The organism is Salipiger mangrovisoli (assembly GCF_015223355.1).
Taxonomy (GTDB): Bacteria; Pseudomonadota; Alphaproteobacteria; order Rhodobacterales; family Rhodobacteraceae; genus Salipiger; species Salipiger mangrovisoli.
The window spans coordinates 51,084-71,306 of sequence record NZ_JADFFK010000023.1 but is presented as its reverse complement, the minus strand read 5'-3'; the positions used below and the strand labels follow the sequence as shown (position 1 = coordinate 71,306).

The following is a 20,223-nucleotide window of genomic DNA, read 5'->3' as shown; positions in this document are numbered from 1 at the left end:
CGCGCCCCGGCCTTTCACGTTGGGCCCCGCTCGGGGCCGCCCTACCTCCCCCTCTTCACCGCATCCTCGCATGGGAGCTTTCCGATGCCCGCACCGAAGACTTCGCTGAAGCTGCTCGCCACCGCGCTGGCGCTGCTTCTCCCCGCAACCTCGCTCTCTGCGGCAATCTGCGACTACCGGCCCAGCCGGTTGGTCGGCGACACCGTGACCGGCGCAGCGGCCGCCGCCACCGGTGCCGTTGCGGCCGCGACCGGCGTGCAGGGCGACGGCGGCTTCTACACTTTGGTCAATGCCACCAGCGGCCTGACGCTGCTCGGCGGCAAGCTCGCCGCCTCGGGCGGCGCGGCCGGGCTGCTCGAGGGCGGCGGTGCCGCGGCCGCGGCGGCCATGGCCAACCCGATGGTCTGGGTGCCGGCGCTGATCCTCGGCGCGGGCGGCGCGGGCTACGAGGCGACCTGCGCCTATTTCGTCGACGAGCGGATCACCGACTACGACCACGTGCTGATGATCATGCGCGACTTCGAGGCGCATTCCGACCCGCGGTTCTTCCGGCTGGAAGAGGACACGCTGAACCCGTTCATCGAGATCCACGACGAAGCCGGCAAGCGGGCCACCTACCGCATCGAGGACCTCTACATCGTGGACGGGATGCTCAAGCACCGGGGCTGGGGTCCGAACCGCAAGATCGGCCGCGTGGTCTTCGTGCCGGCCGATGCACCGATCGAAGCCCTTCCAGAGGGCTCGGTGCAGGAGCTGCCGACCTCGACCGAGATGGCGCCGGTTTCTGATACGCCCGCCGTCGAAGCGCCTGCCGAAGCCCCGGCGGCTGCGGCCGCCGCTCCGGAAGCGCCCCCTGCGCCCGCCCCCGCGGTGCCCACAACCAACTGACAGGCACCCGGCGCCGCAGACCCAGGGCGGCGCCGGATGTCCCGGCATCCACTGCGCAAGAAAAGAGCCGCCCCCGAGACGGGGACGGCTCCAGGATGACCTCGTTGAGGGGGTTTTACTCGGTCATCGTCTCGGGGCCGGCGGGTGCGCGCTCCTGCAGCATCGCGATGATGCGCTCGTTGAGCTCGGGGTTGGCCTGCGCCGCCTGGCCGATCTGGTTGTAAGTATCGACGTCCATGCCCTCGGTCTCGTTCACCGCATCAGCCATCTCGGCCTGGGCTTCCTCGACCAGCTTCTGCTTGCCTTCGGGCTCCTCGACCGCGTCGATCTTGACCATGTAGTCCTGCTGCACCGCCTGCACCTGCGCGGCGGCATCGACAAAGGCGGTCAGCTGCGTTTCGCTGAACTCCGCCGCCGGAGCAGCCGGGGTCTGTTCGGGTGCCTGGGCCGGCGCTTCCGCCGGGGCCTCGGGGGTGGCGGTCTGCGCCATCACGGGTGCCAGCGGTGCCGCGACAAGGGCTGCGATGACGGTCGACTTAAGCAGGGTGCTCTTGAGGTTCATAGAAGTCTCCTTCCGAAGGGTCTGGCGCGGGAGCATCCCGCGGCTTCTCCCGACAGCTATGTGCGGTGCCGCAGCGCGGCAATGCAGCCGGAAGAACGGCCCGCGTTCGGGCAAGGGCTTGCCGGGATGGCTCGCGCCGGGCGGCGGTGAACCGCGCGTCAAATCGCCCTTGCGGAAGCTCGCCGGGGCCGGGCACCGCGAATGGCGGGGATGCGCCTGCGGCTTCACCCTCGCGTGAGCATCTCTTGCCGTTTTTCGTGCTACACTCCCGCCATCCAAGGGAGGAAACCACATGAAACGCCTAGCCATCGCCGTCGTCCTCGGCCTCGCCGCGACCCCGGCGCTTGCATTCCACTGCCCCGCCGACATGGCCAAGATCGACGCCGCGCTCGCCGCCGGACCGACGATTTCCGAGGCGGACCTTGCCAAGGTCAAGCAACTGCGCGCCGACGGAGAGCAATTCCACGCGGCGGGTCAGCACCAGCAATCGGTGGACACGCTGGCCGAGGCGATGCGGATTCTGGGCATCAATTAACCGCGAGGTCCGCCGGGTTTCGCCACCCGGCGGGCCAGGGCTCTTCCCTCTCGGCCTTGTGGAGTCCATGTTGACGCCGGAAGCACCCGCCTTTGCGGCGTGCCGACGCAGGGAGGGCATCTTGGATCCACACGCAGCAACAACCGTTTACGCCCGCTGGGCTCCCATATACGACCAGACCTTCGGAGCCATCACCCAGGCCGCGCGGCGCGCCGCCGCGAAGCGGGTGACCGGCCCGGAAGGCATGCGGGTGCTGGAAGTGGGGGTGGGCACCGGACTGTCGCTGCCGCTGCTGCCGCGGCACATGAAGGTCACCGGCGTGGACTACAGCGCCGAAATGCTGGCGCAGGCCAAGCGCCGCGCCGCGCGGATGGACCTGCCGCATATCGAAGCACTGCTGCGCATGGATGCCCGCGCCCTCGACTTCGAGGACGCCAGTTTCGACCGGATCGTGGCGATGCACATGATCTCGGTGGTCCCCGAGCCGGAAAAGGTGATGCGCGAGATGGTCCGCGTGCTGAAACCCGGCGGGCAACTCGTCATGTCGAACCATTTCGCCCGCAAGCAGGGACCGCTCGCGCATATCTCGCGGCGTACCGCGAAATTCGCCGACCGCATCGGCTGGCACTCGGATTTCGACATCTCGGTGGTGCTGGACACGCCGGGGCTGAAACTGGTCGAGCGTCGCGCCCTGCCGCCGGTCGGCATGATGACGCTGCTCGTGCTCGAGCGCAGCGATGCGCCGGCCGCCGCGAACGATCCGGCCCGGCCCGGAGGCTGAGCCGGCCGCCGCGTCAAGCCAGCATCTGGCCGTCGCCGCAGATCGAGATCGCCTGCCCCGAGACCGTCCGTCCGCGCGGGCTGGCGAGGAACAGGATCTGGTCGGCGATCTGCTCGGGCGAAACATACTCCTTGAGCGAGGTGTAGGAAAACGCCGCCGCCTCGACCTCCTCGAAGCTCTTTCCGAGGCGTTGCGCCTTGGCCTCGAGCACCCGTCGCTGGCGCTCCCCCGCGACGATGCCCGGCAGGATGGCGTTGGCACGGATCCCGTCCTTGCCCAGTTCGATGGACAACGACTTGGTGAAGCCGATCACCCCCCATTTCGCCGCCGCGTAGGGCGTACGCAGGGCAAAGCCCACCCGCCCCGCCATGGACGACAGGTTGACGATCGAGGCGTTGCCGCTCTGCCGCAACGCAGGCACCGCGTGACGCACGCAGTGAAACTGCGAGGTCAGGCAGATCGACAGGCAGCGCTCCCAATCAGCCGGGTCCACCTCCTCGACCGGGCTGGTCGGTCCGGCGATCCCGGCGTTGTTGACCAGCACGTCGAGCCCGCCCAGCTCGTCGATGGCCGCCTGCATGAAAGCCTCGATCTGCGCCGCATCGGCGACGTCGCAGCGCCGCTGCCAGACCTCCGCCGGCAGATCCGACAGCGCGGACGAGTCGATGTCGCAGGTGGCCACCCGCGCGCCCTCTGCAAGAAAGGCATCGACGATGGCCCGTCCGATGCCCTGCGCGCCCGCGGTGACGATCACCCGTGCGCCCTCAAGTCCCAGATTCATGGCAGAATTCTCCTCCGGCTGTCTTCCATCTGTTCCGCGCCATAGGCGAGGATGAGGTCCGCGGCGACACGGATGTCTTCTGTCACCGCCCGCGCCGCCGCCTCGGGATCATGCGCGCGCAGTGCCGCGCAGAGCTGGCGGTGGTGGGCTCGCGAGTGGTGCCCGCGCGAGCGGCTCACCTCTTCTTCCTGCGCCACCGCGGCGCGCGCCCCGATGTCGTAATTGATGATCGGCCCGGCCTTCAGCCAGAGCATGGTGATCACGTCCATCAGCATCTGCGAGCCCGCGGCCCGATAGAGCGCGAAATGCAGCTCCTTGTTCGCCGCCACTGCCTCGGGGCTGCCGTTGGCGGTGTCGAGGATCGCCTCGTAGCGCTCTGCCAGCGCCAGGATCCCCTCGATCTCCTCCGGCGTGGCGCGCGCCGCCGCGAGCCGCGCGGCCTGCGCCTCTGTCAGCACCCGCATCTCGGTCAGATCGGAAAACTCCTCGGCGCTCATCAGCGGCACCTGCACCGCCCGCTTCGGCTCGACCAACAGTGCCCCGCCCGCCGCCAGCCGACTCACCGCCTCGCGCACCGGCATCATCGACACGCCCAGCTTCTCGGCCAGGTCGCGCAGGGAAATGCGGTCATGCGGCCTGAGCTGCCCCGAAAGCAGCATCTCGCTCAGTGTCTCGTGTACCTGCTCCGAAAGGGTCTTCGGTCGCGCGTCGCGTGACGCGCCGTAATTTCTGCCCATATCTTCACTTCTCCCCGTTGACTCTTTCCGAGCCCTTCTGCAACTGTGATCTCAGATCACACCAGAACGGGCAAGACCGCAACCGTGATCCCGCGGCAAGGGAGGAAACTGTGCCACGGGGACGCGGGTCACCAGAATCTGGTGTGATCTCATGGACCAGTTCCATTTTGCATGAGCCGGAGGAGGACCGCGATGATGCCCGCACCCACAGAGTTCCGTCGTTCCCCTTGCCCGGCCGTACTGGTCTGACCTGAACCTGACCCGGAGCCTCAGAATGGCAAAGACCCGCAAGGTGATCATCACCTGCGCCGTGACCGGCGCGATCCACACCCCCTCGATGTCCGAATACCTGCCGGTGAGCGCCTCGGAAATTGCCGAGGCCGCCATCGGCGCGGCCGAGGCCGGGGCCGCCGTGGTGCACCTGCACGCCCGCAACCCCGAGGACGGGCGCCCGGATCAGACGCCCGAGGCCTTCTCGCCCTTCCTGAAGGTGATCAAGCAGGCCTCGAACGTCGTGGTGAACATCACCACCGGCGGCGCGCCGACGATGACCATCGAGCAACGCATCCGCCCGGCGCAGTCCCATCGGCCCGAGATCGCCTCGCTCAACATGGGGTCCATGAACTTCGGCCTCTTCCCGATGCTGCAACGGTTCCCGAACCTCACGCACCAATGGGAGCGCGACTACGTCGGCAACAAGGACATCATCTTCAACAACAGCTTCGGCCAGATCGAGCATATCGTCACCACGCTCGGCGCGCTCGGCACGCGCTTCGAGTTCGAGTGCTACGACACGGCGCATCTCTACAACCTCAAGTACTTCCTCGATCAGGGGCTGGTGAAGGGTCCTCTGTTCATCCAGACCGTGTTCGGTCTGATGGGCGGGATCGGCGCGCATCCCGACGACGTCATGCACATGAAGCGCACCGCCGATCGCCTGTTCGGCGACCAATACCGGTGGTCGGTGCTTGGCGCGGGCAAGAACCAGCTGCCGATCGCCGCCATGGCCGCCGCGATGGGCGGGCACGTGCGCGTCGGGCTCGAGGATTCGCTCTGGGCCGGACCCGGCCAGCTGGCACGCAGCAACGCCGAGCAGGTCACCAAGGCGCGGCAGATCATCGAGGGACTGGGGCTGGAGCTGGCCACACCCGACGAGGCCCGCGAGATCCTGGACACCAAGGGCGCGGACGCGGTCGGCTTCTAGGCCCCGCCCCGCACGAAATCCCCTCGGGAGAGAATGCTCCCAGACTGGCCCCCGTTGCCCCCTCATGGCGCCGGGGGCTTCTTTTTGATGGCGGCGGGGGGCTGATCCGCCCGGAATCAAGGCGAAGCCGCCGTGCGAGCGCCGGTCCGTCCCGGCGGGCTGGCGCTCGCCCGGCTCTCGTTGCACCCCTTGCGCCTCAGGGCTTCCTGAACAGCCGCGTCAGCTCGAACAGCGCGTCCAGCCGCTCGAAGCGTTCGCGCGCGTCCGGCCAGCGTTCCTCCTGCGCAGCGGCGACCAGGGCCTCGACCAGTGACAGCGTCGAGATGTTGGAATCCCAGGCCGAGGGGATCTCGACCCAGCAATTGAAGGCATGTTCGGCGACGCTGGTGATCGGGCTCGACCACTGGTCGGTGATCAGGATCACGTGCATCCCCCGCCCCGCCGCGATCTCGGCCAACCGCTGCAGGTTGTCCTCGTAGCGGCGGATGTCGAAGATCAGCAGCGTGTCGCCCTCCTCCATGTCCAGCACGTAGTGCGGCCATGTCGCAGAGGAGGACGTCAGATGGGTGACCCGCGCCCGGATCGCCTGGAAATGGGTGAAGGCATATTCAGCAAGAGAGCGGGTGATCCGCCCGCCGACCACGTAGAGCCGCCCCTCGGTCGAGGCGAGCCGCTTGGCCGCCGCGTCGAACTGGCCTGCGTCGATATTGGTAAAGGTCTGCCGCAAATTCTGCGTCACCGCCTCGGCGAAGCGGTTCAGCAGGTGCGACTCCGGCGCCTCCGAGGCCCAGACCGCGCGCCGCGCCTCGGGGCCGGATACCTTGGCCTGCAGCTCCGATAGCAGCGCCGCGTGGAAGGCCGGATAGCCCTTGAACCCAAGCTTCTGCACCATCCGCGCGACGGTCGGCGTCGACACTCCGGCATTCGCCGCGGCGGCGGTGATCGAGGCGATCCCCGCACCGGGGTAATCGTCGAGCAGCGCCTGCGCGAACTTGCGCTCGGAGTTCGTCAGCTGCGCGTAATGCTCGCGGATGAGCTGGCGCACGGTGCCGGTCGGGCTGGTTTCCACGGGCTCCCCTTCTTGCCGGGTTCAAAAATTGGGCAGAAATCGACGGCACTTGGCGCCCGGTCCCCTCGACCCAAAATCGTTCTGAAAAATTATTGACGCACTATCGAGCGCGTGGAAAGGTTTTTCCAAAGACAGGGGGACAGACGTGTCGGAAGAAGACACCACCGCATTCAAACTGCGCAGAGCCGGGGGCCGCGGCCCCGCGCTGGTGCTGTGCGAACATGCCTCGAATGCCATTCCCGCGCGCTACCACGGGCTTGGTCTGCATGAGACGGATCGGCAGAGCCACGCCGTCTGGGATCCCGGCGCACTGGCGCTTGCCGAGCGGCTTTCCGCGGCTCTCGATGCGCCGCTGGTGGCCGGGACGGTCTCGCGCCTCGTCTACGACCTGAACCGCCCGCCAGAGGCTGCCTCGGCGATGCCTGTCAAAACAGAAAGCGTTGATGTGCCGGGAAATATCGCCCTGTCAGAGGCCGAACGCGCCCAGCGCACACGCGACATCTACGCTCCCTTCTGCACAGCGGTGACCGAGACCATCGCGGCGCGGAAGACGCTGGGCACGCCGTTTGCCCTGATCACCGTGCACAGCTTCACGCCCAGCTGGTTCGGCGCACCGCGCGCGGTCGAGATCGGCATCCTGCACGACGACGACACGCGGCTGGCCGACCGCATGCTGGACGAGGCGCGCCGCCTGCCCGGCCGCCGCATCGCGCGCAACGATCCCTACGGCCCCGCGGATGGTGTGACCCATTCGCTGAAGCTGCACGGCATCACCAACAACCTGCCGAACGTGATGATCGAGGTGCGCAACGACCTGCTCGCCGATGAGACCGGGATCGAGATGATCGCCGGGGAACTGCTGACCCTGCTGCGCCCTGCGCTGGCGGGTCTGGGACTGACGGAGACGGACAATGCCTGAGGCCATGATCTGTTACGTGCGGATCATCGACCGGATGAATCGCGCCATCGGGCGGTTCGCCATGTACCTGCTCTTCGCGTTGATCGGCGTGCTGATCTGGTCGTCGGTGTCGAAGACCTTCTTCACGCCAACTCTCTGGACGCTGGAAACCGCGCAGTTCATCATGGTCGCCTATTACGTTCTGGGCGGTCCCTATTCGATCCAGATGGGCTCGAATGTGCGGATGGACTTCTTCTACGGCGACTGGTCGCCGCGCCGCCGCGCCATCGTCGATGTCATCACCATCTGGTTCCTGCTGTTCTACCTCGGCGTGCTGCTCTGGGGGGCGATCAGCTCGACCGCCTACAGCTTCGGCTATTTCGGCACCGAGCCCTTCAAGTTCTTCGGCGAGCTCATCTGGGCCTTCGTCACCGGCGGACCCAGCGCCGCCGCCGAGCACCTGGGCCATCTCGAGCGCAGCCCGAGCGCCTGGCGCCCCTACGTCTGGCCGGTGAAGGTCATCCTGTGCTTCGGCGTCACGCTGATGATTTTGCAATGCGTCGCCGAGTTTTTCCGCGACATCGCCCGCATCCGCGGAGAGGACCTCTGATGTCGCAAGACCTGATCGCAATCGTCATGTTCTCGGGCATGCTGGGCCTTCTGCTGACCGGGCAGCGCGTGTTCGGCGCCATTGGATTCGTCGCTGTCGTGGCCGCGCTCTGCCTCTGGGGTGACCGGGGCGGCTTCGATCTGGGCTTTGCCGCCTCGATCAAGCTGATGAAATGGTACCCGCTGCTGACCCTGCCGATGTTCATCTTCATGGGCTACGTGCTGTCGGAATCGAAGATCGCCGACGATCTCTACAAGATGTTCCACGTCTGGATGGGCGGGCTTTCAGGTGGCCTCGCCGTGGGCACCATCGGGCTGATGGTGCTGATCTCGGCGATGAACGGCCTGTCGGTGGCGGGCATGGCCATCGGCGCCACCATCGCCCTGCCCGAGCTGCTGAAACGCGGCTACGACAAGCGCATGGTGACCGGGGTGATCCAGGCGGGTTCAAGCCTTGGCATCCTCGTGCCACCCTCGGTGGTGCTGGTGCTTTACGCGATGATCGCCCGCCAGCCGGTGGGCCAGCTCTGGCTCGCCGGGGTGATCCCCGGCCTGCTCATGGCGGCGGCCTTCATCGTGTACATCGTCATCCGCTGCAAGCTGAACCCCGAGCTCGGCCCGATCCTGCCCAAGGCCGACCGCGACATCGCCATGGCCGAGAAGCTGCGCCTGCTGCGCGCCGGGCTGCTGCCGCTGGTGATCTTCTTCGTGATGATGGTGCCCTTCGTGCGCGGCTGGACCTCGCTGGTGGAAAGCTCGGCGATCGGCGCCGTCGCCGCCTTCGTCGCGGCGGTACTCAAGGGCCGGATGACCCGCGAGGTCTTCGAGAACTCGGTCCGCAACACGCTCGGCGTGTCCTGCATGTTTATGTGGATCATCCTTGCCGCCCTCGCCTTCGGCGCGGTCTTCGACGGGCTCGGCGCGGTCAGCGCCATCGAGGAGCTGTTCACCGAGAAACTCGGCCTCTCGCCGTGGATGATCCTCGTGCTGATGCAGCTGAGCTTCATCGTCATGGGCACCTTCCTCGACGATACGGCGATGCTGGTCATCGTGGCGCCGCTCTACGTGCCGCTGGTCGGTCATCTGGGCTTCGACCTGGTGTGGTACGGTGTGCTCTACACGATCACCTGCCAGATCGCCTATATGACGCCGCCCTTCGGCTATAACCTCTTCCTGATGCGCGCCATGGCGCCGCCGCAGATCGGGCTGCGCGACATCTACACCTCGATCATTCCCTTCGTCGCGGTGATGACCGTGGTGCTGGCGATCATCATGATTTTCCCCGGGCTGGCCCTTTGGCTGCCCAACCTCGTCTACAACAATTAACAACGAGACCCCCGCAAAGAGGGGCGCAAACCCAACCACGCAACAGGAGAGACAAGATGACACTGACACGACGCAAGATCCTGAGCGGTGCCGCTCTGGCCGCTCCGGCTGCGCTCGCGGCGCCCTCCATCGGCCGCGCGCAAGAGCCGATCAAATGGCGCTTCCAGACCTACGCGGGTGCCGCCCTCGGCGAACAGGTGACCAAGCCGATCGTCGACTACATCAACACCGCCGCCCAGGGCGAGCTGGAGATCGAGCTCTACTACGCCGACCAGATCGTGCCCACCGGCGAGCTGTTCCAGGCGCTCCAGCGCGGCACCATCGACGCCGTGCACTCGGATGACGACTCGATGGCCTCGCCCACTCCGATGCGAGTCTTCGGCGGCTACTTCCCCTTCGCCACCAAGCACATCCTCGACGTTCCGGTGCTGTTCCAGCAATACGGGCTCGCCGACATCTGGCGCGCGGAATACGAGAAGGTCGGCGTGACCTGGCTCTCGGCCGCCGGCCAGGACCCGTGCAACTTCAACACCAAGAAGGAGATCACCAGCCTTGCCGATCTCGACGGGCTGAAGCTCTACACCTTCCCCACCGCCGGGCGCTTCCTCGCGCAGTTCGGCGTGGTGCCGGTGAACATCCCCTACGAGGATGCCGAGGTCGCGGTGCAGACCGGCGAGCTTGACGGCATGGCCTGGTCGGGCATCACCGAGGATTACACGGTGGGCTGGGCCAACGTCACCGACTACTTCCTGACCAACAACATCTCGGGCGCCTGGATCGGCTCGATCTTCGTCAACCAGCAGCGTTGGGCCGACCTGCCCGAGCACCTCAAGACGCTGGTGATGGCCGGGATCAAGGCCGCCGACACCTACCGCAACCAGTGGTACTGGGGCGGCGAAGCCAAGCTGCGCGCCACCGGCGACAAGCTGCAGCTGCGCTCGGTGCCGCCCGAAGAATGGGCCGAGGTCGAGAACGCCGCCAAGGCGTTCTGGAAGGAGATCGCCGAGGAGAGCGAGGTCCACGCCAAGGTGGTCTCGGTCTTCGAGGAGTACAACGGCGTCATCAACCAGGCCGGCCCGCCCTACAACTTCTAAGGCGCTCCGCCGCAGCGACATTTGGCCCCCGCAGAGCTATTGCGGGGGCCGATCCCGTGGAATAATTTGATCAAATCTCCGCGCCCGCGCGCGGTGACACGGACAAGCCCAGCAAGGAGCACGCGGAATGACCGCCCCCCTGACCCTAGACGACCTGAAAAACGCCGCACGCGCCGGCGAGATCGACACAGTCCTCGTGTGCATCGTGGACATGCAGGGTCGTCTGCAGGGCAAACGTTTCCATGTCTCCAACTTCCTCGACCACGCGATCGTGGAGACCCATTGCTGCAACTACCTGCTGGCCACCGACGTGGTCATGAGCACGCCCGAGGGCTTCGCCTCGACCAGCTGGGCGTCGGGCTATGGCGACTACGTGATGAAGCCCGACCTCGCGACGCTGCGCCCCGTCCCCTGGCTCGAGGGCACCGCGATGATCCTCTGCGACGTGCTCGACCACCACGGCCACCCCGTGGCGGAATCGCCGCGCCAGATCCTGCAAAAGCAGATCGCCCGCGCCGAGGCCATGGGCCTGACGCCGATGATGGCGACCGAGCTGGAGTTCTTCCTCTACGCCCGCTCCTACGACGAGATCCGCCACAGCGGCTGGCGCGATCTGGAAACCCTCTCGCCCTACAATCAGGATTACTCGATCCAGATGACCAGCCGCGAGGAATACGTGATGCGCCCCGTGCGCAACCACCTCTACGCCATGGGCGTGCCGGTGGAATGCACCAAGGGCGAGGCCGAGCACGGTCAGGAAGAGCTGAACATCCGCTACGCCGATGCGCTGACCTGCGCCGATCACCACGCGATCTCCAAGCACGCGGTCAAGGAGATCGCCCACCAGCAGGGCCACGGCGCGACCTTCATGGCCAAGTGGCACGCGGACAAGGTCGGCAGCGCCGCGCATATCCACCAGTCGCTGTTCCGCGGCTCCGAGAACGCCTTCTACGACAAGGATGGCGCGCACTGCATGTCGCAGACGATGAAGCACTACGTGGCGGGCCTGCTGAAATACGCCCCCGACGTCACGCTGCTGCTGGCCCCCTACGTCAACAGCTACAAGCGTTTCGTCCCCGGCACCTTCGCGCCGACCAAGACCGCCTGGTCGGTCGACAACCGCACCGCGGGCTTCCGCCTCGTCGGCGAGGACACCAAGGGCGTGCGCATCGAGTGCCGCATCCCCGGCTCGGACATGAACCCCTACCTCGCCTGCGCCGCGCAGCTGGCCGCGGGCCTCGCCGGGATCGAGGAGAAGCTCGAGCTGCCCGAGCCCGCCAAGGGCGACATCTATGGTATGGATCACGTGCCTGACGTGCCGAGCACCCTGCGCGCCGCGATCGAGACCTTTGCCGGATCGAAGATGCTGCACGCCGCGCTCGGCGACAAGGTGATGGAGCATTACGCCCATGCCGCCCGCGTCGAGCAGGCCGACTTCGACCGCGCGGTCACCGACTACGAGCTGGCGCGCGGTTTCGAGCGCGCCTGAGGAGCCCCTTGAGGAACCCAAAATGACCACCCTGAACAACATTTCCCCCATCGACGGTTCGGTCTTCGCCACGCGCGAGACGCTGCCCCTCGACATGGCCCGTGCCGCGGTGCAGAGCGCCCGCGCAGCTCAGGCCGACTGGGCCGCCCGCCCGCTCGCCGAACGCATCGACCTCGTCATGAAGGGCGTCGCCGAGATCGGCGCGCAGAACGAGGCGATCGTGCCCGAGCTGGCGCAGATGATGGGCCGCCCGGTGCGCTACGGCGGCGAGTTCCGCGGCTTCAACGAGCGTGCCTCCTACATGGCCGAGATCGCCGAGGGCGCGCTGGCGGACATCGAGGTCGGCGAGGACGCCAGCTTCAAGCGCTACATCAAGCGCGTGCCGCACGGCGTGGTCTTCGTGGTCTCGCCGTGGAACTACCCCTACATGACCGCGATCAACACCGTGGCCCCGGCGCTGATCGCCGGCAACACCGTGGTGCTGAAGGGCGCGACGCAGACGCTGCCCGTGGGCGAGCGGCTTGCCAATGCCTTCCACAAGGCCGGCGTGCCCGAGGCGGTGTTCCAGAACCTCTACCTCGACCATGACACCACCTCGGCCCTGATCGCCGAGGGCGCCTTCAACTTCGTCAACTTCACCGGCTCTGTCGGCGGCGGCAAGGCCATCGAGCGCGCCGCGGCGGGCACCTTCACCGGGCTCGGGCTCGAGCTTGGCGGCAAGGATCCGGGCTATGTGATGGAGGATGCGGATGTCGATGCGGCGGTCGACACGCTGATCGACGGCGCCATGTTCAACTCCGGCCAGTGCTGCTGCGGCATCGAGCGCATCTACGTCCACGAGAGCCTCTACGACGCCTTCGTGGAGAAGGCCGTTGCCGTGGTGAAGGGCTACAAGCTCGGCAACCCGCTGGACGAAGCGACCACCATCGGCCCGATGGCCAACGTGCGCTTCGCCGAAGAGGTCCGCGCGCAGATCGCCGAGGCGCTTGAAATGGGAGCCAAGGCCCATATCGACACCTTCCCCGAGGATGACGGCGCGGCCTACCTGACCCCGCAGATCCTGACCAATGTGACCCACGACATGCGCGTCATGCGCGACGAGAGCTTCGGCCCGGTCGTCGGCATCATGAAGGTGAAGGATGACGCCGAGGCCATTGCCCTGATGAACGACAGCCCCTTCGGCCTCACCGCCTCGCTCTGGACGCAGAACGTCGAACGGGCGCAGAAGGTCGGCGATGCCATCGAGACCGGCACCGTGTTCATGAACCGCGCCGACTACCTCGATCCGGGCCTGTGCTGGACCGGCTGCAAGCAGACCGGGCGCGGCGGCGGCCTGTCGGTCATCGGCTACCACAACCTGACACGCCCCAAATCCTACCATCTCAAGAAGGTGACGAAATGAGCCTGACCGCCAACTGGTCCTACCCCACCGCCATCAAGTTCGGCGCGGGCCGCATCGCGGAACTGCCCGCCGCCTGCGCGCAGGCCGGCATCAGCAAGCCGCTGCTGGTCACCGACCGCGGCCTTGCCACCCTGCCGATCACCGAGAGCACCATCGCCATCCTCGAGAAGGCCGGGCTCGCCTGCGGTCTCTTCGCCGACGTTGACCCGAACCCCAACGAGCGCAACCTCGCCGCGGGTGTCGAGGCCTACCGCGCCGGTGGCTATGACGGGGTGATCGCCTTCGGCGGCGGCTCCGGTCTCGACCTCGGCAAATGCGTGGCCTTCATGGCCGGGCAGACGCGGCCGGTCTGGGACTTCGAGGACATCGGCGACTGGTGGACCCGCGCCGACGCCTCGGCCATCGCCCCCATCGTCGCCGTGCCGACCACTGCGGGCACCGGATCCGAGGTCGGCCGCGCCGGCGTGCTGACCAATTCCGAGACCCACGAGAAGAAGATCATCTTCCATCCCAAGATGCTGCCCGCCGTGGTCATCTGCGACCCCGAGCTGACCGTCGGCATGCCCAAGGCGATCACCGCGGGCACCGGGCTCGACGCCTTTGCCCACTGCGTCGAGGCCTTCTCCTCGCCCTTCTACCATCCCATGTCGCAGGGCATCGCGTTGGAAGGCATGCGGCTGGTGATCGAGTACCTGCCCCGCGCCTATGCCGACGGCACCGACCTCGAGGCGCGCGCGCAGATGATGAGCGCCGCCGCCATGGGGGCCACCGCCTTCCAGAAGGGCCTCGGCGCGATCCATGCGATGAGCCACCCCATCGGCGCGGTCTTCGGCACCCACCACGGCACCACCAACGCCGTCTGCATGCCCGCGGTGCTGAAGTTCAACGCCGACGCGATCCGCGAGCGCTTCGACAAGGCGGCGGGCTATCTGGGCATCGAGGGCGGCTTCGACGGCTTCTGCGCCTTCGTGGACGCCTTCAACGACAGCCTCGGCGTGCCCAAGGGCCTCAAGGCGCTCGGCGTCACCGAGGAGTCGATCCCCGAGCTGGTCAAGGGCGCGATCAAGGACCCCTCCTGCGGCGGCAACCCCGTCGAGCTGACCGAGCAGAACCTCGAGGCGCTGTTCCGCGCCGCAATGTGAGCCGCTCGGCTTGAGCGATGCGGGCCGGGGCGAAAGCTCCGGCCCTGCTTGTTTTCGCATGTCGTTTTCACTTGGCGCAGCCTGCCCGTCCGCGCGGGCTGGCGCTCGCCCGGCTCGCCCCAAGCTCTTCTTCGCCGCCCCCCGCTCTTGCGCTAAACTGCTGGCACGCCCCCGGAGGACCTGCCCATGCACGCGCCCACGCCCTTCACCCTCATGGCCCGCAACAATGCCTGGGCCAACGAGACGCTCTACACCGTTCTCGCCGCGCTGTCCGAGGAAGAGTTCACCGACCCGCGCCCCGGCTTCTTCCCATCGCTCAGCCTGACGATGAACCATATCCTGCTGGTCGATCTCTACTACATCGACGCGCTCAGGCGCGGTGGGCTGGGCCTGTCGCTGCGCAACCGCGCGCGGGTGGACGACCCCGCCGCGCTGGCCAGGCTGCAGGCCGAGAGCGACCTGCTTCTGCTGGCCTTCTGCGAGTCGCTCACGCCCGCCATGCTGCACGAGGAGAGGCTCACGCAGCGCCCTTCCGGCCCCGTGCACGAGAAGGTCGAGCCGTTGCTCCTGCATCTTTTCCAGCACCAGATCCATCACCGGGGACAGGCCCACGTCCAGTTGCAGGAGGCGGGATACGCCCCGCCGCAGCTCGACGATTTCTATCTCGACCATGGCCGCGTTCCCTCGGCCGTGGCCTGGTTCCCGCGGTAGCCGCCGAGCCCCCTTGCACATGCTGCCCCGACGTCGCCTTATGGCGCCGACATACGGACGGGGAACGACAGATGACGAAGACTGTGGCGGTGATCGGCGCGGGGATCGTGGGGGTGAGCACGGCGATCGAGCTTCTGCGCGAAGGCCACTCGGTGGTGCTGATCGACCGCAAGGGCCCGGCAGAGGGAACCAGTCACGGCAATGGCGGCGTGCTGGCGTCGGCGGCGGTGCTGCCGGTCACCGGGCCGGGGCTGTGGAAGAAGGTGCCCAAGATGCTGCTCGATCCCGATCAGCCGCTCTTCCTGCGCTGGTCCTACCTGCCGACGCTGCTGCCCTGGCTGAGGCGCTACATGTCCCATGCCAATGCCGCCGACACGCTGGCACGCGCCCGCGCCATCGCGCCGCTGATCGGTGACAGCCTGGCCGACCACCTCGCACTGGCCGGGGGCACCCCGGCGGAAAAGTGGATCGTCCCCTCGGATTACGTCTTCGCCTACGCCGATCGCGCCGCTTTCGAGGCGGATGCCTTCGGCTGGCGCACCCGCAGCGATCTCGGTTTCCAACACGAGGTGCTCGAGCACGGTGCCTTCCAGGCCTACGACCCGGCGATGAGCCCCGCCCTCGCGCTCGGCGTGCGCCAGCCGGGTCATGGCCGCATCGCCGATCCGGGGCACTACGTGAAGGACCTTGCCGCCCATGCCCAGAGCCTCGGCGCAAAGCTGGTGATCGGCGAGGTGACGGATTTCGTCGAGGAGCACGGGGTGCTCACCGGCCTCCGGATTGGCGGCGACACCCTGCCCTGCGACGCCGCGGTGCTGGCCACCGGGGTCTGGTCCGGCCCGCTGGCGACGCGACTCGGTCTGAAGGTTCCGCTGGAATCGGAGCGCGGCTACCATCTGGAGCTCTGGGAGCCGTCGGTCATGCCCAAGGCCCCGGTGATGTTCGCCGCCCAGAAATTCGTCGCCACCCCGATGGAGGGCCGGCTGCGCCTTGCCGGGATCGTCGAGTTCGGCGGTCTCGAGGCGCCGCCCTCGGCCGCGCCCTTCGCGCTGCTGCGCCGGGCCATCCGCGCCGCCATGCCGGAACTGACATGGGCGCGCGAGGTGGAATGGATGGGTCACCGCCCGTCGGTCGCCGACTCGCTGCCGGTGATCGGGGCGGCTCCCGCGCTCAAGGGAGCCTACGTCGGCTTCGGCCATGATCACATCGGCCTCACCGCCGGGCCGAAGACCGGGCGCCTGCTGGCGCAGATGATCTCGGACCGCAGCCCGAACATCGACGCGACCCCCTTCTCGCCGCGCCGCTTCGCGTGACCGCGCAAAGGTGATGTCCCCGCTGCCCTTCTTCGCCCGCAACGCCAGATGGCTCATGCTCATCGGCCTCGCCTTCGGCATCGCCGTGCCGGAGGGGGCGCAGATCGTCCGCCCCTGGCTTCAGGAGCTGGTGGCGCTCATGCTCTTTGCCGCCGCGCTGCGCATCGGCCCGCGCGCGGCGCTCGGTGCAATCCACCACCTGCGCGGAACGCTCGGCGCGCTGCTGGTCTTCCAGCTGGCCTGCCCGCTGGCGCTGGTCGGCCTGGCCGCGGCCTGCGGTCTGCTGGGCAGCCCGGTTGCCCTCGCGCTCATCCTGCTGATGGCGGGGGCGCCGCTGGCCAGCAGCCCCAATCTCACGCTCATGGTCGGCGGCGAGCCCGGTCCGGCGCTTCGGATGCTGATCCTCGGGATGCTGATCCTGCCCGCCACCACGCTGCCGGTCTTCGCCCTGCTGCCCGCGCTCGGCGATGCGGCGGGCATCCTCGGCGCCGCGCTCAAGCTGCTGCTGGTGATCCTTGCGGCCACCGGCCTTGCCTTCGCGCTGCGCCCGCTGCTGCTGCCGCGTCCCGGCCCGGCCGCCCTGGCGCAACTCGATGGCGCTTCGGCGCTGCTGCTGACGGTGATGGTGCTGGCGCTCACCTCGGAGATCCGCCCCGCGATGATCGAGCGCCCCGGCGCCCTGCTGGGCTGGATGGCGCTGGCCTTCGCCGCCAATCTCGGGCCGCAGGTGCTGACGCTCTGGCTGCGGGCACGGGGCGGCAGGCGCGACGCGCTGGAAGCGCTGGCGATCATCGCCGGGAACCGCAACATCGGGATCTTCCTCGTTGCCCTGCCGGCGCAGGTGACCGACCCGCTGCTGCTCTTCATCGGATGCTACCAGGTGCCCATGTTCCTGACGCCGCTGGTGATGACCCCGATCTACCGCCGCTTCGCAACCCGCGCCGCAGGACTTGGCTTCACCGGCACCTGCGCTATCACGGGCACAGACAACGGAGACCGCAATGCCCCTCACTCCCGCCGATGACACCTTCGCCGAGACCCTGAACCGAACCCTGCCCGAGGGCACGCTGCGCCGCGCCGAACCGCGCTACCTCGAAGAACCGCGCGGCCGCTGGCAGGGAATCTCGGGCTGGGTGGCGCTGCCGCGCACCGTCGAGGAGGTCTCGGCCATCGTCCGCGCCTGCAACGCGGCCCACGTCGGCCTGCTGCCCTATGGCGGCGGGACCGGCCTCGTCGGCGGGCAGATCGCCCCGGAAGGCCCCGCACCGCTGATCCTCTCGCTCGAGCGCATGTCGGCCATCCGCGCCGTCTACCCCGAGGAGAACGTGCTGGTGGCCGAGGCCGGGGCGGTGCTCGCCGACGTGCAGGCCGCCGCGCTCGAGGCCAACCGCCTCTTTCCGCTGTCGCTCGCATCCGAGGGCACGGCGCGGATCGGCGGGCTGCTCTCGACCAACGCCGGCGGCGTCAACGTGCTGCGCTACGGCAATGCCCGCGAGCAGGTGCTGGGGCTGGAAGCGGTGCTGCCCGACGGCACGATCTGGCACGGGCTGAAGCGGCTGCGAAAGGACAACACCGGCTACGACCTGCGCGGGCTGCTGGTCGGCGCCGAGGGCACGCTGGGGGTGATCACCGCAGCCGCGCTGAAGCTCTCGCCGGTGCCCGCCGCCACCGGCACGGCGCTGCTCGCCGTCGAAAGCCCCGCCGCCGCGCTCGGCCTCCTCGCCCTCGCCCGCGAGCAGCTCGGCGAGATGGTCAGCGCCTTCGAGCTGATCGGCCGCATGGGGTTCGACTTCCTCGCCGAGGCGCTGCCCGAGGTGCGCCAGCCCTTCGCCGAGCCCCCCGCGTGGTGCGTGCTTGTCGAACTCGGTCTCGCGCAGGGCATGGACCCCGAAACGGCGTTGGAGGCGCTCTTCACCGCCGGCATGGAGGCCGGTCTGGTCAGCGATGGGCTGCTCGCCCAGTCCGAGGCGCAGGCGCGGGCCTTCTGGGACATCCGCGAACGCATCCCCGAGGCCAACCGCGCGATCGGCGCCATCGCCAGCCATGATGTCTCGCTGCCGCTGAGCGCCCTGCCCGAATTCATCGAAACCGGCCTCGCGCGCCTGGCGCGGCTTGGCGATTTTCGCGTCAATTGCTTCGGCCACCTCGGCGACGGCAACCTGCACTACAACGTCTTCCCGCCGAAGGGCCGGAAAAAGCAGGAGTACGTCGCGATCCGGGGCGATGTGCAACGCTGCGTTCACGACCTGGTGCACGAGATGGGCGGCTCGGTCAGCGCCGAGCATGGCATCGGCCGGCTGAAGGTCGATGACCTCGAGCGCTATTCCGACCCCGCCAAGCTGGCGGCGATGCGCGCGATCAAGGCGGCGCTCGATCCGGGCGGCATCATGAACCCCGGCGCGGTGATCCGGGGCTGAGGTCGCGCAGGCTGCGCGCGGCGGGGCGGCCCCAGCCCCGGCGGGTGGTCACGCGGGCGACTTGTAGGCCTGCGCCACCTTGCCGGCCCGCTTCTGCATCTCCATCAGCTCCTCGGCCGAGAAGCCCCGGACAGTCTGGACGTTGCTCACCATGCCAGAGGCCCCCACGGCCATCATGCTGGCCAGGAGGTCATGCACATCGGCGACCTCGGCGATCACCATCCAGTCGGTCGGTCCGGTGGTGGCGTAAAAGGCCAGCATCTTGCCGCCCGCCGCCTCGACGACGGAGCGCGCGCCCTCGGCACGGTCACTGGGGTTGGCGATCATGCCCTTCAAGGCCGCCGCCGTGTAACATCCCGTCACAATGAATGTCGGCATAATGACTCCTCCGGGGAAGGACCCACGGGTCGTCCTCTGCACCACGCAGGCCGGTCCGGCCCGCATCCTCCCTGACAAAGTTTTACCACAAACGGCCGCTCCGGCACTGACCGGAAGCGTGTCAGCCGGTGCAGCTCACCGGCAGAAGCGGTTGCCGGTCCGCGCCGCACGCTCCGAGCGGATGCGTTCGAGCCCCTCTTCCACCGCCGTTCCGGAATGCACCGCGTCCTGCACCGTCACGTCGTCGCGGGCATTGCGCTCGCGCAACACGCGCGCGGCATCCATCGTCCGCCCGGCATCGCGCAGCAGGATCACCCGCTGCAACTCGTCGCTGCTGCTGGCCCCGCCGCGCGCCTGCGCGGCGCTGTCCAGCACGGCCAGCCCCGCGTCGTGACGACAGGCGATGGCCAGTTCCAAGGCGTCGCCGCGGGCCGCAGGAGCATCAGGTGCATCAGGAGCGGCGGTGCAGGCGGCCAGCAGCAGCGGCACGCAGAAGAGCGTTGCACGCGCCGAGCCTGACCGGGAGGGGATGGACAATTGCATGGTCTGCTTCCTGATCAAATGGTCACCTCACATGGGCCCGGAACTTGCCCCCGTTATGGCCAAGGGCACGAGCGGCCCGCACTCAGCGCGGACCGAAGAAATCCTGCGCCGCCGCGGCGCGCGTGGTCCCTATGGCCGAGGAGAACGCCTCCCGGTCGGCCCGCGCCTCCGGCTGGGCGAGCATCACAACTAGCGCACCAAGCAGCCCCGCACAGACCAGAAACTCGTATTTCATCGCCAGCATCGGTCCCGCCTCGCGCCCTGCGCACCCGTTGATGTGCAGAATGCTGCGCGGGATCCGCGATCAAATCAAGACCGCGGGGCGTGTGCACACCGGCTCGGTC

22 protein-coding genes are annotated in these 20,223 nt (G+C 68.0%); 15 read left to right on the top strand and 7 right to left on the bottom strand.

Annotation, left to right across the window (positions count from 1 at the left end; genetic code table 11):
- Positions 1-84: 84 nt before the first annotated feature.
- Entirely contained in the window at positions 85-888 is an 804-nt protein-coding gene (locus IQ782_RS23970; protein ID WP_194137200.1) for a hypothetical protein, read from the top strand.
- Between the two features lie 115 nt (positions 889-1,003).
- Here IQ782_RS23970 and IQ782_RS23965 read toward each other — a convergent pair whose 3' ends face one another.
- Positions 1,004-1,450, bottom strand: a complete 447-nt coding sequence (locus IQ782_RS23965; protein WP_194137199.1) for a DUF4168 domain-containing protein — start codon at positions 1,448-1,450, stop codon at positions 1,004-1,006.
- A gap of 292 nt (positions 1,451-1,742) precedes the next feature.
- Between IQ782_RS23965 and IQ782_RS23960 the strand changes: the two genes are divergently transcribed.
- The gene (locus IQ782_RS23960; RefSeq protein WP_194137198.1) at positions 1,743-1,985 is read left to right on the top strand and encodes a hypothetical protein; all 243 of its coding nucleotides are present in this window, start codon (positions 1,743-1,745) and stop codon (positions 1,983-1,985) included.
- Between the two features lie 121 nt (positions 1,986-2,106).
- On the top strand, positions 2,107-2,766 hold the full coding sequence (locus IQ782_RS23955) for a class I SAM-dependent methyltransferase (RefSeq protein ID WP_240989529.1): 660 nt from the start codon (positions 2,107-2,109) through the stop codon (positions 2,764-2,766).
- A 13-nt stretch (positions 2,767-2,779) separates the two neighbouring features.
- Here the strand turns inward: IQ782_RS23955 and IQ782_RS23950 are convergent, their stop codons facing one another.
- Positions 2,780-3,547, bottom strand: coding sequence for an SDR family oxidoreductase (locus tag IQ782_RS23950; protein WP_194137196.1), 768 nt, complete (start codon positions 3,545-3,547; stop codon positions 2,780-2,782).
- The gene (locus tag IQ782_RS23945) at positions 3,544-4,284 is read right to left on the bottom strand and encodes a GntR family transcriptional regulator (RefSeq protein WP_194137195.1); all 741 of its coding nucleotides are present in this window, start codon (positions 4,282-4,284) and stop codon (positions 3,544-3,546) included. Before IQ782_RS23945 ends, IQ782_RS23950 begins: the two co-directional genes overlap by 4 nt.
- 274 nt (positions 4,285-4,558) lie before the next feature.
- Between IQ782_RS23945 and kce the strand changes: the two genes are divergently transcribed.
- Complete coding sequence (gene kce, locus IQ782_RS23940; protein WP_194137194.1) at positions 4,559-5,488, top strand: 3,5-dioxohexanoate:acetyl-CoA acetone transferase; 930 nt, start codon at positions 4,559-4,561, stop codon at positions 5,486-5,488.
- Between the two features lie 196 nt (positions 5,489-5,684).
- On the opposite strand, the gene IQ782_RS23935 is transcribed toward kce, so the two are convergent.
- Positions 5,685-6,557, bottom strand: coding sequence for a MurR/RpiR family transcriptional regulator (locus tag IQ782_RS23935; RefSeq protein ID WP_338092642.1), 873 nt, complete (start codon positions 6,555-6,557; stop codon positions 5,685-5,687).
- Between the two features lie 145 nt (positions 6,558-6,702).
- On the opposite strand from IQ782_RS23935, the gene IQ782_RS23930 reads away from it, so the two are divergent.
- The 11 genes from IQ782_RS23930 (at position 6,703) to IQ782_RS23880 (ending at position 18,958) form a co-directional block, all read left to right on the top strand.
- A complete protein-coding gene (locus IQ782_RS23930; protein ID WP_194137193.1) occupies positions 6,703-7,476 on the top strand; it encodes an N-formylglutamate amidohydrolase in 774 nt (257 codons plus the stop codon).
- Positions 7,469-8,065: a TRAP transporter small permease subunit gene (locus tag IQ782_RS23925; protein ID WP_194137192.1), complete on the top strand. Its 597-nt coding sequence runs from the start codon at positions 7,469-7,471 to the stop codon at positions 8,063-8,065. Before IQ782_RS23930 ends, IQ782_RS23925 begins: the two co-directional genes overlap by 8 nt.
- Positions 8,065-9,390, top strand: coding sequence for a TRAP transporter large permease (locus IQ782_RS23920; RefSeq protein ID WP_194137191.1), 1,326 nt, complete (start codon positions 8,065-8,067; stop codon positions 9,388-9,390). The genes IQ782_RS23925 and IQ782_RS23920 overlap by 1 nt, the downstream gene beginning before the upstream one ends.
- A gap of 56 nt (positions 9,391-9,446) precedes the next feature.
- Positions 9,447-10,484, top strand: coding sequence for a TRAP transporter substrate-binding protein (locus IQ782_RS23915; RefSeq protein ID WP_194137190.1), 1,038 nt, complete (start codon positions 9,447-9,449; stop codon positions 10,482-10,484).
- Between the two features lie 127 nt (positions 10,485-10,611).
- Positions 10,612-11,973, top strand: coding sequence for a glutamine synthetase family protein (locus IQ782_RS23910; protein ID WP_194137189.1), 1,362 nt, complete (start codon positions 10,612-10,614; stop codon positions 11,971-11,973).
- Positions 11,974-11,995: 22 nt separating this feature from the next.
- Complete coding sequence (locus IQ782_RS23905; RefSeq protein WP_194137188.1) at positions 11,996-13,375, top strand: aldehyde dehydrogenase family protein; 1,380 nt, start codon at positions 11,996-11,998, stop codon at positions 13,373-13,375.
- A complete protein-coding gene (locus tag IQ782_RS23900; RefSeq protein WP_194137187.1) occupies positions 13,372-14,517 on the top strand; it encodes an iron-containing alcohol dehydrogenase in 1,146 nt (381 codons plus the stop codon). The genes IQ782_RS23905 and IQ782_RS23900 overlap by 4 nt, the downstream gene beginning before the upstream one ends.
- A 186-nt stretch (positions 14,518-14,703) precedes the next feature.
- Positions 14,704-15,228 carry a DinB family protein gene (locus IQ782_RS23895; protein ID WP_194137186.1) on the top strand — a complete coding sequence of 175 codons (525 nt, stop codon included), beginning with the start codon at positions 14,704-14,706 and terminating at the stop codon, positions 15,226-15,228.
- 71 nt (positions 15,229-15,299) lie between these two features.
- The gene (locus tag IQ782_RS23890; protein WP_194137185.1) at positions 15,300-16,541 is read left to right on the top strand and encodes an NAD(P)/FAD-dependent oxidoreductase; all 1,242 of its coding nucleotides are present in this window, start codon (positions 15,300-15,302) and stop codon (positions 16,539-16,541) included.
- 13 nt (positions 16,542-16,554) lie between these two features.
- Positions 16,555-17,565: a hypothetical protein gene (locus IQ782_RS23885; RefSeq protein ID WP_194137184.1), complete on the top strand. Its 1,011-nt coding sequence runs from the start codon at positions 16,555-16,557 to the stop codon at positions 17,563-17,565.
- Complete coding sequence (locus IQ782_RS23880; protein ID WP_194137183.1) at positions 17,543-18,958, top strand: FAD-binding oxidoreductase; 1,416 nt, start codon at positions 17,543-17,545, stop codon at positions 18,956-18,958. The genes IQ782_RS23885 and IQ782_RS23880 overlap by 23 nt, the downstream gene beginning before the upstream one ends.
- Positions 18,959-19,006: 48 nt before the next feature.
- Here the strand turns inward: IQ782_RS23880 and IQ782_RS23875 are convergent, their stop codons facing one another.
- The 3 genes from IQ782_RS23875 to IQ782_RS23865 all read right to left on the bottom strand — a co-directional run bounded on the left by IQ782_RS23875 (position 19,007) and on the right by IQ782_RS23865 (position 20,123).
- A complete protein-coding gene (locus tag IQ782_RS23875) occupies positions 19,007-19,336 on the bottom strand; it encodes a GYD domain-containing protein (protein WP_194137182.1) in 330 nt (109 codons plus the stop codon).
- A 135-nt stretch (positions 19,337-19,471) separates the two neighbouring features.
- The gene (locus tag IQ782_RS23870) at positions 19,472-19,879 is read right to left on the bottom strand and encodes a hypothetical protein (protein WP_194137181.1); all 408 of its coding nucleotides are present in this window, start codon (positions 19,877-19,879) and stop codon (positions 19,472-19,474) included.
- An 82-nt stretch (positions 19,880-19,961) separates the two neighbouring features.
- Positions 19,962-20,123 carry a hypothetical protein gene (locus IQ782_RS23865; protein WP_194137180.1) on the bottom strand — a complete coding sequence of 54 codons (162 nt, stop codon included), beginning with the start codon at positions 20,121-20,123 and terminating at the stop codon, positions 19,962-19,964.
- Positions 20,124-20,223: the final 100 nt, after the last annotated feature.